Annotated in this window: 12 protein-coding genes; 10 read left to right on the top strand and 2 right to left on the bottom strand. The window is 66.8% G+C overall.

The window, feature by feature from the left end:
* The first annotated feature begins 2 nt into the window (after nucleotides 1-2).
* From BJ988_RS27340 to BJ988_RS27385, 10 genes are all read left to right on the top strand, one after another.
* Nucleotides 3-1,145 (top strand): MCE family protein, encoded by a 1,143-nt coding sequence (locus BJ988_RS27340; RefSeq protein WP_179660973.1) that lies wholly within the window; start codon nucleotides 3-5, stop codon nucleotides 1,143-1,145.
* Nucleotides 1,145-2,626 carry an MCE family protein gene (locus BJ988_RS27345; protein WP_179660974.1) on the top strand — a complete coding sequence of 494 codons (1,482 nt, stop codon included), beginning with the start codon at nucleotides 1,145-1,147 and terminating at the stop codon, nucleotides 2,624-2,626. The genes BJ988_RS27340 and BJ988_RS27345 overlap by 1 nt, the downstream gene beginning before the upstream one ends.
* Nucleotides 2,623-3,891 (top strand): MCE family protein, encoded by a 1,269-nt coding sequence (locus tag BJ988_RS27350; RefSeq protein ID WP_179660975.1) that lies wholly within the window; start codon nucleotides 2,623-2,625, stop codon nucleotides 3,889-3,891. The genes BJ988_RS27345 and BJ988_RS27350 overlap by 4 nt, the downstream gene beginning before the upstream one ends.
* 150 nt (nucleotides 3,892-4,041) lie before the next feature.
* Nucleotides 4,042-4,674, top strand: a complete 633-nt coding sequence (locus BJ988_RS27355; RefSeq protein WP_179660976.1) for a hypothetical protein — start codon at nucleotides 4,042-4,044, stop codon at nucleotides 4,672-4,674.
* Nucleotides 4,671-5,651 (top strand): J domain-containing protein, encoded by a 981-nt coding sequence (locus BJ988_RS27360; RefSeq protein ID WP_179660977.1) that lies wholly within the window; start codon nucleotides 4,671-4,673, stop codon nucleotides 5,649-5,651. The genes BJ988_RS27355 and BJ988_RS27360 overlap by 4 nt, the downstream gene beginning before the upstream one ends.
* 362 nt (nucleotides 5,652-6,013) lie before the next feature.
* The gene (gene rpoB, locus BJ988_RS27365) at nucleotides 6,014-9,484 is read left to right on the top strand and encodes a DNA-directed RNA polymerase subunit beta (protein WP_179660978.1); all 3,471 of its coding nucleotides are present in this window, start codon (nucleotides 6,014-6,016) and stop codon (nucleotides 9,482-9,484) included.
* Nucleotides 9,485-9,569: 85 nt separating this feature from the next.
* Nucleotides 9,570-13,445 carry a DNA-directed RNA polymerase subunit beta' gene (locus BJ988_RS27370; RefSeq protein ID WP_179660979.1) on the top strand — a complete coding sequence of 1,292 codons (3,876 nt, stop codon included), beginning with the start codon at nucleotides 9,570-9,572 and terminating at the stop codon, nucleotides 13,443-13,445.
* A gap of 367 nt (nucleotides 13,446-13,812) precedes the next feature.
* The gene (locus tag BJ988_RS27375; RefSeq protein WP_179660980.1) at nucleotides 13,813-14,283 is read left to right on the top strand and encodes a DUF4232 domain-containing protein; all 471 of its coding nucleotides are present in this window, start codon (nucleotides 13,813-13,815) and stop codon (nucleotides 14,281-14,283) included.
* Nucleotides 14,284-14,313: 30 nt separating this feature from the next.
* The gene (locus BJ988_RS27380) at nucleotides 14,314-15,381 is read left to right on the top strand and encodes a glycerophosphodiester phosphodiesterase family protein (protein ID WP_179660981.1); all 1,068 of its coding nucleotides are present in this window, start codon (nucleotides 14,314-14,316) and stop codon (nucleotides 15,379-15,381) included.
* A gap of 89 nt (nucleotides 15,382-15,470) precedes the next feature.
* The gene (locus BJ988_RS27385) at nucleotides 15,471-15,956 is read left to right on the top strand and encodes a pyridoxamine 5'-phosphate oxidase family protein (RefSeq protein ID WP_179660982.1); all 486 of its coding nucleotides are present in this window, start codon (nucleotides 15,471-15,473) and stop codon (nucleotides 15,954-15,956) included.
* Nucleotides 15,957-15,958: 2 nt separating this feature from the next.
* Here the strand turns inward: BJ988_RS27385 and BJ988_RS27390 are convergent, their stop codons facing one another.
* Both BJ988_RS27390 and BJ988_RS27395 read right to left on the bottom strand, forming a co-directional pair.
* On the bottom strand, nucleotides 15,959-16,714 hold the full coding sequence (locus tag BJ988_RS27390; protein ID WP_179660983.1) for an ATP-binding cassette domain-containing protein: 756 nt from the start codon (nucleotides 16,712-16,714) through the stop codon (nucleotides 15,959-15,961).
* Complete coding sequence (locus BJ988_RS27395; protein WP_179660984.1) at nucleotides 16,711-17,685, bottom strand: ABC transporter substrate-binding protein; 975 nt, start codon at nucleotides 17,683-17,685, stop codon at nucleotides 16,711-16,713. The genes BJ988_RS27390 and BJ988_RS27395 overlap by 4 nt, the downstream gene beginning before the upstream one ends.
* Nucleotides 17,686-17,702 lie beyond the last annotated feature (17 nt).

Consider the following 17,702-nt stretch of genomic DNA (forward strand, 5'->3'; position numbering starts at 1 on the left):
GCATGAACAAAATCATCGTCCCGATCATCATCGGCGCTCTGGTCCTCGGCATCGGAGCGTGGGCGCTGGTGCGCGACACCGGCGAGAAGACGCTGGTGGCCCACTTCCCACGCACCGTCTCGCTCTACGAGGGCAGCGATCTGCGGGTGCTCGGTGTCGCTGTCGGCAAGGTGACCGAGGTCGAGCCGAACGGCACCGACGTCAAGGTCACCATGGAGTACGACAGCGACGTCCACCTGCCCGCGGACGCGAAGGCCGTGGTCATCTCGCCCTCGATCGTCGGCGACCGCTACGTCCAGGCGACCCCTGCGTACGACGGTGGGAAGAAGCTGGCCGACGGCGCGGTGCTGAGCACCGCCAAGACCTCGGTCCCGGTCGAGCTCGACCAGATCTACTCCAGCGTCGACGACCTGGTGGTCGCGATCGGTCCCGACGGCGCCAACAAGAACGGCGCCCTCACCGACCTGCTGCAGCAGACCGCGAAGAACCTCGGCGGGCAGGGCGAGAAGATCAACTCGACCGTCGGCGACCTCGGCAAGCTGACCAAGACGCTCGACAACCGCGACGAGCAGTTCTTCAACTCCGCCGAGCAGCTCGAGGGCTTCGTCGGCACCCTCGCCGAGAACGACCAGACCGTACGCGACTTCGCCCAGGCCCTCGCGGAGGTCTCCTCGATGCTCGAGGGCGAGCGCGAAGAGCTCGCCGCATCGATGAAGAACCTCTCGGTGGCGCTGACCAAGGTGACCCAGTTCGTCAGGGACAACAAGGCGATCCTGCGCGAGGACATCCAGGGGCTCAACCGGATCGCGAAGGTCCTCGTGCGGCAGCGCAAGGCGCTCGACGAGAGCCTTCAGACGGCGCCGCTGGCGCTCAACAACCTGGGCCTGGCCTACAACCCGGAGACCGGCACGCTCGACACCAACGCCAACATCACCATGGTGCTCGACGAGATCCTGGAGAACCCGGCGTCGTTCCTGTGCAGCCTGGTGGACCAGGCGACGAACGGCAGCAGCGCCGAGACCTGCTCCCAGATCCGACAGCTGCCGGGCCTGAACCGGTCCGCGGCGATCGGTCTCGGCACCGGTTCGTCCTATGGGGTCCCCTACGACATGTCGCTCGGCGGCCTGGTGGAGGTGAAGGAATGATGCCGAAGCGGAACACGATGAGGCGCGCCGTCCAGACGTTCGTCGGCGTGATCGCCGGCGCCATGGTGCTGACCGGCTGTGGGACCTTCTCCGTCTACGACCTCCCGCTCCCGGGTGGCGTGGACGCCGGCAACGATGCGATCTCGGTGACGGCGCAGTTCCAGGACGTCCTGGACCTGGTGCCGCAGTCGACGGTCAAGCTCGAGGACATCGACGTCGGCAAGATCGACAAGGTCTGGCTCGACGATGGTGTCGCGACCGTCGAGATGCTGCTCAAGAAGAACGTCGACCTGCCGACCAACGTGCGGGCCTCCATCCAGCAGACCTCACTGCTCGGCGAGAAGTTCGTCGCCCTGGAGCGTCCCGCCGAGCCGGAGCCGACCAAGCTCGACGACGGCTCGACCATCCCGCTGGCGCAGACCGGGCGCAACCCGGAGATCGAAGAGGTCTTCAGTGCGCTGAGCCTGCTGCTCAACGGCGGCGGCGTAGCCCAGCTGAAGACGATCTCGACAGAGCTCAACAAGGCGCTCGCCGGTCGGGAGGACGCGGCCCGCTCCGTTCTCCACCAGGTGGAGCAGCTGGCGCGCGAGCTCGACAACAACAAGGAGAAGATCGTCGCGGCCATCGAGGCGCTCGATGCGCTGGCGAAGGCCACCAACGCGCAGATGGGCTCCATCGACGCCGCGCTCGACGAGCTGCCCTCGGCGATCGCGAGCATCGACACGCAGCGCGCCGATCTGGTCAAGATGCTCAAGGCCCTCCAGCGGCTCGGCGACACCGGCGTACGTGTCATCCGGGCGTCCAAGGACAACACCATCGGCATCGTGAAGGACCTTCAGCCGGTCCTCTCGAACCTGGCCGACTCGGGTGACGACTTCGTCCGGTCGATGAACACGATCCTCACCTACCCGTTCGTCGACGCGGCCGTCGGTGGTTCGCCGCAGACCGCCCGCAACCTGCACCAGGGTGACTTCGTCAACCTCGACGTCACCCTCGACCTCAACCTCGACACGCTGCTCCAGAACGCGCCGCGGGTCGGCGACACCGTCTGCTGGGGTCTCGACGAGATCAACCGCCACATCAAGACCTTCCCCGACGAGAAGACCGCTCTCGACTGGCTCAACAACCTCACCAACGTCTGCAACGAGGGCGGGCTGGCCGGCGCCATCGACACCTGCCAGGAGGCGCTGACCGGACAGTCGAACGCGCCCGCGGAGTGCGTGACGGGCCTGCTCCGATCCATCGGGAAGACCCTCGAAGGTGTTCTCGGGCTCGGGATGACCTCGCCCAACAGCGGCGGGAGCACCGCCGACGACGGCTCCGGGTGCGTCCTGATCCTGTTCTGTCGGGCCGGCGCCACACCAGGGACGCATGCGGTGACCTACGACGAGCTGAGCAAGGAGCTCGACCCCGGTCTGACCTCGCTGATGATCCCGGCTCTGAGCACCTCGAGCAACACCCACCAGGAGGGCGTCTCATGATCACCCGCCGGACGAAGATGCAGCTGATGGTCTTCTTGCTGATCACCCTCGTCGGGGTCAGCTTCGTGGGTGCGCGCTACGCCCGCCTGGGCTCCCTGTTCGTCAAGGACCACTACGTCGTGGTCGCCCACTTCGCCCAGTCCGGCGGCATCTACGAGGATGCCGAGGTCGATTACAGAGGCGTCAAGATCGGCCAGGTCGGTGAGCTGGTGCTCAACCGCACCGGTGTCGACGTGACCCTCAAGATCGACAAGGACTGGCAGGACGAGATCCCGGCAGACAGCCTCGCCGTGGTCGGCAACCGTTCGGCCGTCGGCGAGCAGTACGTCGAGCTGCAGCCGCAGTCCAAGGGCGCGCCCTACCTGGAGGACGGGTCGGAGATCGCCCGTGCCGCCACGACCACGCCGCTGCCGACCGAGAAGCTTCTCGAGGACGTCGCCACGACGGTGAACTCTGTCGACCAGAAGGCGCTCACGACGACCGTCGACGAGCTCGGCAAGAGCTTCGCCGGCACCGGTCAGGACCTGCAGACCATCATCGACACCGGCACCGCCTTCGTGGAGACGGCCGACCAGAACTTCGCGCTCACCACGCAGCTGATCCGGGACAGCAACACCGTCCTCCAGGGACAGCTGGACAGCAGCTCGGCGATCAAGTCGTTCGCGTCAGACCTGGAGCTGTTCACCGGCACGCTGGCGGGCTCCAACAAGGACCTGATCAAGCTGATCGAGAGCGGTTCGGCCAGCTCCGTCGAGCTGCGGCAGTTCCTGGAGCAGAACGAGGTCGAGATCAGCGAGCTCCTCAACGAGGTGCTGGTGACCGGCAAGGTCGTCCGGAAGAACCTCCCGGGCCTCAAGCACCTGCTCTCGATCTTCCCGACCGTGGTCGAGGGCAGCTTCGCGGTCGTCGACGTCGGCAACCCCGGCCTGGCGCAGGCCCACTTCGGCATGGCGCTGACCACCCAGACGCCGTGCAAGCAGGGTTACGAGAGCACGAAGAAGCGGAGCCCGCTGGATCTGGACAGCCGTCCGTTCAACACGGAGGTCTCCTGCACCGAGGACCCGACCAAGTCGAACGCTCGCGGTTCCAGCCAGCTGCCGCGTGCGGCTGCTGGTGAGACCGGATCGATCGCGACCTTCGACCCCGAGACCGGCGAGCTCACCTGGAGCGACATGGAGGACGCCTCGGTCTCGACCGCTGCTCCGTCCTCCTACGGCGACGACGCCTGGAAGTGGCTCTACCTCCAGCCGATGGAGACCGAGTAGCCGGACCAGCCGACCACCACGCCGCCGACCGGACCCGGGGTCCCGGAGTGCTGCCGCATCGACCGATCCGTCGGCGGCGTACGGTGATGATGCCCGGAACTGGCTCCTCGCCGAGCGACTGACCACCACCGTTACAGGAAAAGTGATCCTTTGAGCACCACGACCGATCCCGGTCCCGCCACGGAGACCGGCGCAACGTCCGACCGGGCGAGCGACAAGCGGACCAACCAGCTCCGCTGGGGCATCCTGGCTCTGCTGGTCGCCGTCATCCTCGCCGCCGTCGGCTACGTCGGCTGGCAGCTGACCCGCGGAGCCGAAGAGTCCGTGGTGAGCCAGCGCGAGCAGGCGATGGCAGCGGCCGACAAGTTCGTCGGGCGGGTCAACACCTACGGGCCCGAAGACATCGGCAGCGACAAGAAGACGATGCCGGAGTATCGCGAGCAGGTCGGCGAGCTGCTGACCCCGAAGTTCGAGAAGAGCTTCCTGAGCAACGTCGCCTTCGCCGAGGCCACCGTCGTCCAGCAGAGCGTCGGCCGCACCAGCGACGTGCACAGCACCGCGGTCGCCGGCCTCGACGAGGACAGCGCGACCGTGCTGGTCGTGGCGGAGCTCGCGATCAGCTACCCGAAGTCCGAGGGGTCCGAGGAGCGCGTCGAGGCGGCACGCCAGCTCGCCCGGACCGAGGTGGAGCTCGTGAAGCAGAACGGGAAGTGGCTGGTCGACGACTGGTACCCCGCCGAGGAGGCTCCCACCACCGAGCCCAGCGAAGGGGTGACCCCATGAGCTCACCGATGAGCAGCCCGACCTGGTACGACCTGCTCGACGTCGAGCCCGACGCCGCCAGCGCCGACATCCGCGCCGCGTGGAAGGCCGCGATCGCCGATCTGGATCCGACCGACCGCCGCTTCCGGACCCTCAACGAAGCCGCTGCCGTCCTGCTGGACGAGGAGAAGCGGGCTGCGTACGACGCTGAGCTGGCCGCTCGCGAGGAGGCTGCCGACGAGGACGCCGCCGACGAGGACGCCGCCGAGGAAGACGCGGTCGACGAAGTCCCGGTCGACGAGGACGCGCTCGACGATGAGACCGTTTTCGTCGAGGCTGGGGCGGTCGCGGACGTACACGACGCTCCGGACCCTGACGCCGACGGCCCAGACGCCGAGGTGAAGGAGTCCGCCGGTCGTACGCTGCCGGTGCTCCCGACGTGGGGGCTGATCGCCGCCGGTGCGCTGGCCCTGGCTGCGGTCGTCGCCGCCGGAGTGGTCTTCTTCGGCCAGGAGAAGGTCGCCACCGTCTCCAACAACAACGTCACCACCAGCACGGTCGAGGGCGCGGTCGGCAAGCAGATCACCCGCAACCACAAGCTCCTGGTCGAGGAGCAGGGCGCCGAGGCGCTCGAGGCGGCGAAGAAGGCCGTCGTCCCGCTGCTCTCCTACGACCACAGCAAGATGGACGAGTCGAAGAGCAAGGCTCATGAGGTGATGACGAAGGACTACCGCGAGGACTACGACCGTCTCTTCGCCGTTCTCGTCGACAACGTCCCCAAGACGAAGACCGTGGTGAAGACCCTCGCGCCGGTCGACGCCGGCGTCATCCGGGTCTCCGAGGAGACCGTGCAGGTCCTGGTGCTGGTCGACCGCCAGGTCACCAACGCCCAGCGGAGCACCCCGATCGGCTACCAGGAGTACGCGATGCTCACGATGGCCAAGGTCGGTGACGAGTGGTTGGTGGACAAGGTCGAGACGCGGCCGAGCAAGGACTAGCGCGCCGCTGAGCCAGCGTCGGGGCCGGTCAGCCGTGGCTTTGCGCTACCTGTCAAGTGATTGGAACAACTTCCCGGGAGGCGGACCGATTGGCTCGAACGCTTGACCCAGGGTGCCGATGGGGCGCATGATCATCCGCGATGCTCGACATAGGCAATGCACCACCAACGCCGAAGCTCGGGCGCCGCAGGTGTGAATGAAGGTACGCCGGACTAGTAACTGGGCCCGGTGTTGTGGAGTGCGCTTTTATAGCGTACGATGGCGCTTTGCGCATGCCTTCATATGCCTCTCAGCCTGCCCGGTGGCTGTTCGGTGGTCGGCGTGCTGCGAATCCACCTGCGAACCTTGTCGAAGGATTCCTCTTGGCCGCGCGCACCTCGTCGGGTGACTCCACCCCTCGCCGCATCTCTTTCGCAAAGATCTCAGAGCCTCTCGAGCTTCCCAAGCTCCTCGCCCTCCAGACCGACAGCTTCGACTGGTTGATCGGTAACGAGCGCTGGCAGGAGCAGGTTGCCGCCCGCGAAGCAGCGGGTGAGGACGTGTCTCACAAGTCCGGTCTGCAGGAGATCTTCGAGGAGATCTCCCCGATCGAGGACTTCTCGGAGACGATGTCCCTCTCGTTCGAGAGCCCTGTCTTCTACGACCCCAAGTACACCGTCGAGGAGTGCAAGGAGAAGGACTTCACCTACTCCGCGCCTCTCTATGTCTCGGCGGAGTTCACCAACAACGACACTGGCGAGATCAAGGGCCAGACGGTCTTCATGGGTGACTTCCCGCTCATGACCGAACAGGGCACCTTCGTCATCAACGGCACCGAGCGCGTCGTCGTCTCGCAGCTCGTCCGGTCCCCGGGTGTCTACTTCGAGCGCACCGCCGACAAGACGTCCGACAAGGACATCTACACAGCCAAGCTGATCCCGAGCCGTGGTGCCTGGCTCGAGTTCGAGATCGACAAGCGCGACCTGGTCGGCGTCCGCCTCGACCGCAAGCGCAAGCAGAACGTCACGGTGCTGCTCAAGGCCCTCGGCTGGACCAACGAGCAGATCCGCGAGGAGTTCGGCGAGTACGAGTCGATGATGCTGACCCTGGAGAAGGACAGCACCACCGCTCAGGACGACGCGCTGCTCGACATCTACCGCAAGCTGCGCCCGGGCGAGCCCCCCACGCGTGAGGCCGCGCAGACGCTGCTGAACAACTACTACTTCAACCCGAAGCGCTACGACACCGCCAAGGTCGGTCGCTACAAGGTCAACAAGAAGCTCGGTCTGACCGAGGCCTTCGACCAGCAGACGCTGACCGTCGACGACATCGTCGCGACGATCAAGTACATCGTCGCGCTGCACGACGGGCGCGCGCAGCTCGAGATGCCGGCCGGCATGACCGACGTTGCCGCCGACGACATCGACCACTTCGGCAACCGCCGGATGCGTACGGTCGGCGAGCTGATCCAGAACCAGCTGCGTACGGGTCTTGCTCGTATGGAGCGCGTGGTGCGCGAGCGGATGACGACCCAGGACGTCGAGGCGATCACGCCGCAGTCCCTGATCAACATCCGTCCCGTGGTCGCTGCGCTGAAGGAGTTCTTCGGCACCTCGCAGCTCTCGCAGTTCATGGACCAGAACAACCCGCTCGCGGGCCTGACGCACAAGCGGCGTCTGTCGGCTCTGGGCCCGGGTGGTCTCTCCCGTGACCGCGCCGGCATGGAGGTCCGAGACGTCCACCCGTCGCACTACGGCCGGATGTGCCCGATCGAGACCCCTGAAGGTCCCAACATCGGTCTGATCGGTTCGCTGGCCTCCTTCGGTCGGATCAACCCGTTCGGCTTCGTCGAGACGCCCTACCGCAAGGTCGAGAACGGTGTCGTCACCGACAAGATCGACTACCTGACCGCCGACGACGAGGACCGCTACGTCATCGCGCAGGCCAACGCGGCCGTCGACGAGAACATGAAGTTCGCGACCGAGCGCGTGCTGGTCCGCCAGCGCGACGGTGAGGTCTCCGAGCTCCTGGCCGACGAGGTCGACTACATCGACGTCTCGCCGCGCCAGATGGTGTCGGTCGCGACCGCGCTGATCCCGTTCCTCGAGCACGACGACGCCAACCGTGCGCTCATGGGCGCCAACATGCAGCGTCAGGCGGTGCCGCTGGTCCGCAGCGACTCGCCGCTGGTCGGCACGGGCATCGAGTACCGCGCGGCTGTCGACGCCGGTGACGTGCTCCTCGCGAAGAAGGCCGGTGTGGTCAAGGAGGTCTCCTCCGACCTGATCGAGACCCTCAACGACGACGGCACCTACACCAGCTACAAGCTGGCGAAGTTCGAGCGCTCCAACCAGGGCAACTGCGTCAACCAGCAGCCGCTGGTCGACGAGGGCACCCGGGTCGAGGTCGGCTCCCCGCTGGCCGACGGTCCGGCGACCCAGGGTGCCGAGATGGCGCTGGGTGCCAACCTCCTGGTCGCCTTCCAGTCGTGGCAGGGCCACAACTACGAGGACGCGATCATCCTCTCCCAGCGTCTGGTGCAGCAGGACTACCTCACCTCGATCCACATCGAGGAGCACGAGGTCGACGCTCGCGACACCAAGCTGGGCCCGGAGGAGATCACCCGGGACATCCCGAACGTCTCCGAGGAGATGCTGGCCGACCTCGACGAGCGCGGCATCATCCGCATCGGCGCCGAGGTCACCACCGGTGACATCCTCGTCGGCAAGGTCACCCCGAAGGGCGAGACCGAGCTGACCCCGGAGGAGCGCCTGCTCCGCGCGATCTTCGGTGAGAAGGCGCGCGAGGTTCGCGACACCTCGATGAAGGTTCCGCACGGCGAGGAGGGCACCGTCATCGGTGTCCGCGTCTTCGACCGTGAGGAGGGCGACGAGCTGCCCCCGGGCGTGAACCAGCTGGTTCGGGTCTACGTGGCGCAGAAGCGCAAGATCTCCGTGGGTGACAAGCTTGCCGGCCGTCACGGCAACAAGGGCGTCATCGCGAAGATCCTGCCGGTCGAGGACATGCCGTTCATGGAGGACGGCACCCCGGTCGACGTCCTGCTCAACCCGCTCGGTGTCCCGCGTCGTATGAACATCGGACAGGTCCTGGAGCTCCACCTCGGCTGGCTTGCCAAGCAGGGTTGGGACCTCAACCTCTCCGAGGACCCCGAGGACAGCGCCTGGAAGCAGCGCCTGATCAAGATCCACGCCGACAAGGCCGACCCGGGCACCAAGGTGGCCACCCCGGTCTTCGACGGTGCGCGTGAGGACGAGATCACCGGTCTGCTCAGCGCGACCCTCCCCAACCGGGACGGTCGGCGTGTGGTCGGCACCGACGGCAAGGCCCGCCTCTTCGACGGTCGCTCCGGCGAGCCGTTCCCGGAGCCGGTGGCCGTGGGCTACATGTACATCCTCAAGCTGCACCACCTGGTCGACGACAAGATCCACGCGCGTTCGACCGGTCCGTACTCGATGATCACCCAGCAGCCGCTCGGCGGTAAGGCCCAGTTCGGTGGCCAGCGCTTCGGTGAGATGGAGGTCTGGGCGATGGAGGCGTACGGCGCCGCCTACGCCCTGCAGGAGCTCCTCACCATCAAGTCCGACGACGTGCCCGGCCGTGTGAAGGTCTACGAGGCGATCGTCAAGGGCGAGAACATCCCCGACTCGGGTATCCCGGAGTCGTTCAAGGTTCTCGTCAAGGAGATGCAGTCGCTGTGCCTGAACGTCGAGGTGCTGAGCCAGGACGGTTCGGCGATCGAGCTTCGTGACGCGGAGGAAGACGTCTTCCGCGCCGCCGAGGAGCTCGGTATCGACCTCTCCCGTCGCGAGCCCTCTTCCGTAGAGGAAGTCTGACGAGCGGGAGGTACGCCGCGGCGTACCTCCCTCCCTCAGTCCCCTTTGAACTTTCCAAGAACTAACGAAGGAACTGGAAGCCATCGTGCTCGACGTCAACTTCTTCGATCAGCTCAAGATCGGCCTGGCCACCGCGGACGAGATCCGCGCGTGGAGCCACGGCGAGGTCAAGAAGCCTGAGACCATCAACTATCGCACGCTCAAGCCCGAGCGTGACGGCCTCTTCTGCGAGAAGATCTTCGGTCCCACCCGGGACTGGGAGTGCTACTGCGGCAAGTACAAGCGCGTGCGCTTCAAGGGCATCATCTGCGAGCGCTGTGGCGTCGAGGTCACCCGCTCCAAGGTACGCCGCGAGCGGATGGGCCACATCGAGCTCGCCGCTCCGGTGACCCACATCTGGTACTTCAAGGGCGTCCCGTCGCGGCTGGGCTACCTGCTCGACCTCGCACCGAAGGACCTCGAGAAGGTCATCTACTTCGCTGCGTACATGATCACCTCGGTCGACGAGGACGCGCGTCACCGCGACCTGTCCTCGCTCGAGGCCAAGGTCGACCAGCAGCGCAAGATGCTCACCAGCCGGCTCGACGTGGCGATCAACGACCGCGCCAAGAAGCTCGAGACCGACCTGGCCGCGCTCGAGGCCGAGGGCGCCAAGTCCGACGTCAAGCGCAAGGTCAAGGACGGCGCCGAGCGCGAGATGAAGCAGCTGCGCGACCGCACCGAGCGTGAGGTCAACCGTCTCGACGAGGTCTGGGACACCTTCAAGAGCCTGAAGATCCAGGATCTCATGGGCGACGAGCTGCTCTACCGCGAGATGAAGACCTGGTTCGGGAAGTACTTCGAGGGCCACATGGGCGCCACGGCGATCCAGAAGCGCCTCGAGAACTTCGACATCGAGGCCGAGGTCGAGAGCCTGCGCGAGACCATCGCCACCGGCAAGGGTCAGCGCAAGGTCCGCGCGCTCAAGCGTCTCAAGGTCGTCGACGCCTTCCGCAAGACCGGCAACAAGCCGACCGGCATGGTGCTCGACGCCGTCCCGGTCATCCCGCCGGACCTGCGCCCGATGGTGCAGCTCGACGGTGGCCGCTTCGCGACCTCCGATCTCAACGACCTCTACCGTCGTGTGATCAACCGCAACAACCGCCTCAAGCGTCTCCTCGACCTCGGTGCCCCCGAGATCATCGTGAACAACGAGAAGCGGATGCTGCAGGAGGCCGTCGACTCGCTGTTCGACAACGGTCGTCGTGGCCGCCCGGTCACCGGGCCGGGCAACCGTCCGCTGAAGTCGCTCTCCGACATGCTCAAGGGCAAGCAGGGTCGCTTCCGTCAGAACCTGCTCGGTAAGCGCGTCGACTACTCCGGCCGTTCGGTCATCGTGTCGGGTCCGCAGCTCAAGCTGCACCAGTGCGGTCTGCCGAAGCAGATGGCCCTGGAGCTGTTCAAGCCGTTCGTGATGAAGCGCCTGGTGGACCTGAGCCACGCTCAGAACATCAAGTCCGCCAAGCGGATGGTCGAGCGTGCTCGCCCGGTCGTGTGGGACGTCCTCGAAGAGGTCATCACCGAGCACCCGGTTCTGCTGAACCGTGCGCCCACCCTGCACCGCCTTGGCATCCAGGCCTTCGAGCCTCAGCTGATCGAGGGTAAGGCCATCCAGCTGCACCCGCTCGTCTGCACCGCGTTCAACGCGGACTTCGACGGTGACCAGATGGCTGTCCACCTGCCGCTGTCGGCGGAGGCCCAGGCCGAGGCTCGCATCCTGATGCTCTCGACCAACAACATCCTCAAGCCGTCCGACGGTCGTCCGGTCACCATGCCGACCCAGGACATGATCATCGGTCTCTACTTCATCACCTCGGACCGCGAGGACGAGGTCGGTGCGGGTCGTGCGTTCTCGTCCCCGGCCGAGGCCATCATGGCCTTCGACCACCTCGAGATCACGCTGCAGTCCAAGGTCAAGATCCGTCTCGACGACATCGTCCCGCCGATCGGCTACGACGTGCCGGAGGGCTGGACCGAGGGCAACCCGCTCGTGCTCGAGACCACGCTGGGCCGGGTGATCTTCAACGACACCCTGCCGGCCGACTACCCCTTCGTGAACTACGAGGTCGGTAAGAAGCAGCTCGGCGCGATCATCAACGACCTGGCCGAGCGTTACACCAAGGTCGAGGTCGCGGCGTCGCTGGACGCGCTCAAGGACAACGGCTTCCACTGGGCCACCCGTTCGGGTGTCACGGTCTCCATCGACGACGTCACCACGCCGCCGAACAAGGCCGAGATCCTGGAGACGTTCGAGACGCAGGCTGCCAAGGTGCAGAAGCAGTTCGAGCGTGGTCTTGTCACCGACGAGGAGCGCCGTCAGGAGCTCGTCGAGATCTGGACCGAGGCCGCCAAGGTCGTCGGTGCTGCCATGGAGAAGGCGTTCGACCGCAAGAACCCGATCTACATGCAGGTCACCTCGGGCGCTTCGGGTAACTTCAACCAGATCCGTCAGGTCGGCGCCATGCGAGGCCTGGTGGCCAACCCGAAGGGCGAGATCATCCCGCGGCCGATCAAGTCGAACTTCCGCGAGGGTCTCTCCGTCCTGGAGTACTTCATCTCCACCCACGGCGCTCGTAAGGGTCTGGCCGACACCGCGCTGCGTACCGCCGACTCGGGTTACCTGACCCGTCGTCTGGTGGACGTCTCGCAGGACGTCATCATCCGTGAGGACGACTGCGGCACCGAGCGCGGTCTGCCGAAGGTCATCGGAGTCGAGGCCGGCGGCGTCGTCATCAAGGACGACAACGCCGAGACCGCTGCGTACGCTCGCACGGCTGCCGTCGACATCGAGCACCCGTCGACCGGCGAGGTTCTCGCGGTCGCCGGCGAGGACCTGGGCGACGTCAAGATCGAGGAGCTGGTTCGCGCCGGCATCATCGAGGTCAAGGTCCGTTCGGTCCTCACCTGTGAGGCCCGCACGGGTACGTGTGCCAAGTGCTACGGCCGCTCGCTGGCCACCGGCAAGCTCGTCGACATCGGTGAGGCGGTCGGCATCATCGCCGCCCAGTCCATCGGTGAGCCCGGCACCCAGCTGACCATGCGTACGTTCCACACCGGTGGTGTGGCCTCGGCCGACGACATCACGCAGGGTCTGCCGCGTGTCGTCGAGCTCTTCGAGGCGCGTACGCCGAAGGGTGTCACGCCGATCTCCGAGGTCGCCGGTCGCATCGAGATCGAGGAGACCGACAAGGCCCGCAAGGTCCTGGTCACTCCCGACGACGGCTCCGAGGTCGTGGAGTACGTGGTCTCGCGTCGCTCGCGTCTGCGGGTCGGCGACGGTGACCACGTCGACGTCGGCTCGCCGCTGACCGTCGGTACGCCGGACCCCAAGGAGGTCCTCCGTATCCTCGGTGTCCGCAAGACGCAGCAGCACCTCGTTGACGAGGTCCAGCAGGTCTACCGGTCCCAGGGCGTGTCCATCCACGACAAGCACATCGAGATCATCGTGCGGCAGATGCTGCGCCGGATCACGGTGCTCGAGTCCGGGGACACCAACCTGCTGCCGTCCGACCTGGCCGACCGCATCGACTTCGAGTCGGAGAACCGGCGCGTGGTCTCCGAGGGCGGCAAGCCGGCCTCGGGTCGTCCGGAGTTGATGGGCATCACCAAGGCCTCGCTCGCTACGGAGTCCTGGCTGTCGGCGGCCTCCTTCCAGGAGACCACCCGCGTCCTCACCGACGCTGCCATCAACGGCCGCTCCGACTCGCTGCGCGGTCTGAAGGAGAACGTCATCATCGGTAAGCTCATCCCGGCCGGCACCGGCCTGGAGCGCTACCGCAACATCAAGGTCGAGCCGACCGATGAGGCTCGCGCCGCGGCGTACTCCGTCACCGGTTACGACAACTACGACTACGAGTTCGGCAACACCGGCGGCCAGGCCGTCGCGCTGGACGACTTCGACTTCGGTTCCTACCAGTCGTGATCCAGTAGTCAGCTGACGGCCCCGCCTCCTTCGGGAGGCGGGGCCGTCGGTCTTTTCGGTTGCGCGAGATTTCTTCGTGACTCGACGCAACGAACCGGCCGGGCCACGCGTCTCAGGGGTGGGACGATGAGTTTCTGGCTGGGTTCATCTGGCCGCATCTGCTACTCGAGGAGCGAAGATGCTGCGCGTACGACTGGTGGTGGTCGGAGTCGGGATCCTCGGCGTGCTCGCGGCGGGAGGTTGCGGGTCGACAAACGATGGGGCGGTCGACTCGCCACAATCTGCCTCCGGGACCGCGGATCCCACCCCGGCGAGCAGCTCACCGTCCCCGTCTCAGTCCTCACCGGCGACCACGGGGGGTTCGCCGGTGAGGACTGAGTCATCTGAGTCATCTGCTCTTTCTGAGCCTGCGGCGGCAGACCCGTCGACCCCGAAGTGCACCAACGCCGACCTGAAGGCCGGCTATCGTGCGACCGACGCGGGCGCGGGGTCGCGGTTCGGCGAGATCACGCTGACCAACGTCTCCGATCGCGCCTGTGCCCTGGGTGGTTTCGGCGGGCTCTCGTACGTCGGCGGCGACGACGGCACCCAGATCGGTGCGCCGGCGGCCCGCAAGGGCCAGTGGCGCACGGTGATGATGAAGCCCGGCCAGGTGGCGGTGAGCGCGGTCGCGGAGTCGACGGCCGAGAACTATCCGGCTTCGAAATGCAAGCCGGCCAACGTGGACGGGTTCCGGGTCTACGTGCCCGACTCCTACGACTCCCAGTTCGTCCGTCACGAGACGACCGGTTGCGCGGACAAGAACGTGTCGCTCCTGTCTCATCGCGCGTTCCACTAGCGGCCATCCGCCCGTGGGATCCTGTCGGGCATGAGACGTGTCCGAGCAGGCATCCTCGTGTCCGTCGCGCTCCTGGCGAGTGCGGCCGTCACACCGGCGTACGCCGGGAACGATCCTCGTACCTTCGACCTCCAGGCGCATCGCGGTGGGATTGCGATGACGGTGGAGAACACGTTGCCCGCCTTCGCGCGGGCGCTCGAGCTGGGAGTCAGCACCCTCGAGCTCGACGTGCAGATCACCGAGGACGGCTACGCGGTCGTGACGCACGACCGGGACCCGAACCCGGCCAAGTGCGTCGACACCGAGCCGGCCTTCTCCGGCGACCCCGAGTTCCCGTACGTCCCGAGCCGGACCTATATCAAGGACCTCACGCTCGCCCAGGTGCGCACGATCGACTGTGGGTCGCTGCGACAGCCACAGTTCCCCGGCCAGGAGTTGTCGCCGGGGGAGCGGATACCGTTGCTCTCGGAGGTGTTCGCGCTGGTCAACAGCTACCACGCCGGCCAGGTCAAGCTGAATGTGGAGACGAAGGTCGAGGCAGGGGCGCCGGAGCAGACTGCGCCGCGCGAGCAGTTCGTACGCGTCGTCCTGGCCGAGATCAGGCGGGCGCACATTCGTAACCAGGTCACCATCCAGAGCTTCGACTGGGGTGCGCTGAAGCGGGTCCGGGAGGTCGAGCCGCGGCTGCCGATCGTCGCGCTGACCAACGGACAGCAGTTCCTCCAGCAGGGAGTGCCGGGCGCCTCGCCGTGGCTGGGCGGGATCGACATCGACGACTTCGACGGATCGCTGCAGGAGCGGTACGTCGCGGCCGCGGACTCGTTCGGGGCGGATGCGGTCTCGCCGGTTCACGGGGATCCGCAGGGCGGCTCGGTGTCCGACCCGGGCTACGTGCCGTTCACGACCCAGGAGCTGGTCGATGCGGCCCACGCCCGCGGGATGGCGGTCGTGCCGTGGACGGTCGACGACGTCGCCACGATGGAGCACCTGATCGGCCTCGGCATCGACGGACTGATCACCGACAAGCCGGACGTGCTCCGCGACGTGCTGGCGCAGCACGGGTACAAGCTGCCGCGCGCATACGAAGGTCGCAGCTGAGCCGGCCTGAGCGGGGCAGAGCGAGTCTGAGCCAGCCCGAGCGAGATTGACCGCGCGCAGCGCGGGCGAAGTCGCCTACCCTCGCGAGTATGGCAGCTGATCTGGACAGACACGTCCGTGGAATCCTCGACGACGTCGCCTACCTGGTGCTGGCGACCTCGGACCCCGACGGGCGGCCGCGTACGTCGCCGGTCTACTTCTCGCACGACGGCTACCGGGCCATCTACTGGGTATCGGCGCCCGACGCCCAGCACTCCCGCAACATCCTCCGCGACCCGCGCGTTGCCGGGGTCATCTTCGACTCCTCGGTGCCGCCGGGTTCCGGGGCGAGTGCGGCGTACGTCACCGGGATGGCCCGCCAGGTGCCCGACTTCGAGCTCGAGAAGCGTTGCCAGGTGGCGTTTCGCCGACTGGTCGGGACGGCCCGGGCGTTCAGGCCCGAGGAGCTGTGCGGGGAGGCGTCATTGCGGCTCTACGTGATGGATGTCGAGCTCTGGGAGGCGCATCTTCCCGGTGTCGACCCGGACGACGAGACCGCGCCGGAGACCAGGGTCGAGGCCCACCCGGAGGTCTGAGGTCAGCTCAACGAGTGGAAGAGGAGATGGATCTCCTCGCGCAGCTCGAGCCGCTCGACGTCGATGCCGTAGACCGGCTCCAGGATCTCGGGGCGGAGAACCTCGTCGACCGTGCCCCGTGCAGCGACGCCGCGCCGGTCGAGCAGCACCAAGTCGTCGCAGTAGCGGGCCGCCAGGTTGAGGTCGTGGAGCACGACGATCGCCGTCGTCCCGAGCTTTCGCACCAGGGAGAGGATCTCGTGCTGGTAGCGGATGTCGAGGTGGTTGGTCGGCTCGTCGAGGAGCAGATGGGTCGCCTCCTGGGCCAGCGCCCGGGCGATGAGCACCCGCTGCCGCTCGCCGCCGGAGAGGGCGGCGAAGGAGCGTGGACCGAGGTGGGTCCCGCCGACGCGCTCGAGGCACTCCGCGGCGATCTTCAGGTCGTGTCCACCGGCCCTGGCGAATGCGGACAGGTGCGGCGTACGTCCCAGCAGCACCATCTCGCCGGCGGTCAGGGTTGTGTCGCTGCCGGACTCCTGGACGACGACGGCCAGCCGGCGGGCGACCTCCTTCGCGGGGAGCCCGGTGAGCTCGTCGCCGTCGATCTCGACGGTGCCGCTGGCGCGAAGAGCTCCGTAGAGCAGCCGGAGCAGTGTGGTCTTGCCGCTTCCGTTTGGCCCGATCAGACCCAGGACCCGACCCTCGTGGGAGGCGACGTCGACGTCCTCGAGGATGGTCGTGGTGCCGTACGTCCAGGACAGGCCCTCGGCCTCGATCACTTGCCGAACCTGTCGATGATGCGCTCCAGGCCGTCGACCGAGAGCGCCGAGGGAGGCTCGGTGAAGTTGAACAGCTGCGCCATCACGTCGCCGTTCCTGACCGCGGTGAGATCCTCGGCGCCGGCGAGCTGGGTGACCGACTCCTCGACCTCTTTCGGGTCACCGGTGTTGTGGAGCAGGATGATCACGTCGGGGTCGCGCTCGAGGAGATCCTCGGTCGAGACCTCGAAGACACGCTCGTCGACGTCGGCGAAGACGTCCTCGAACCCGGCCGCCTCCAGCTGCGGGTGGGCCATCGACCTGGTCCCGTAGGCATAGGTCACGCCGCCGCCGACGGTGGGGTAGAGAACCGCCGCCGTACGTCCTTCGCCGACCTTCTTCGCCTCCAGGTCGGTGACGCGTTCACGCAGGTCAGCCACGGCCTTGGTGGCTTCGTCCTCGCGGTCGAAGACCTTGCCGTAGGTCTCCAGCTGGCTGTAGACGTCGTCGAAGCCGGGGTCTGCGACGCCCTCGGCACACATCGCGGGCTCCTCGAGGAGCTTGATGTCGACGGCGTCGAGAGTGTCTCGGGACAGGTTCTCGACCTCGCCGAGAACCAGGTCGGGCTCCTCCCCGATCACGATCTCCTTGGAGATCTGCAGGTGACCGCTCGTGTCCATCTCGTCGGTGAGCAGCGGGATGTCGTCGAGCTCGGCCTGGGTCTCGGCGTCGTAGTAGTCGTCCGGATAGTCGCCGGCTCGGGCCACGACCCGGTCCATCACGCCGAGAGCGTGCAGGTAGGGCACCGCGGCGCTCTTCAGCATGACGACGCGCTCCGGTGGGGCGTCGAGGCTGACCTCGACGCCGCAGTTGTCGATGGTGACCGGGAAACCGTCCACGGCGGCCTCGTCGCCGGCCGCGTCTGCACCGGCGCCGCACGCGGTGGTCGTGGCCAGCACGAGCGCGGCGGTGGCGATCATGGGACGGATCATGTCGGGGCTCCTGGTGA

The organism is Nocardioides panzhihuensis, assembly GCF_013408335.1.
Taxonomy (GTDB): domain Bacteria; phylum Actinomycetota; class Actinomycetes; order Propionibacteriales; family Nocardioidaceae; genus Nocardioides; species Nocardioides panzhihuensis.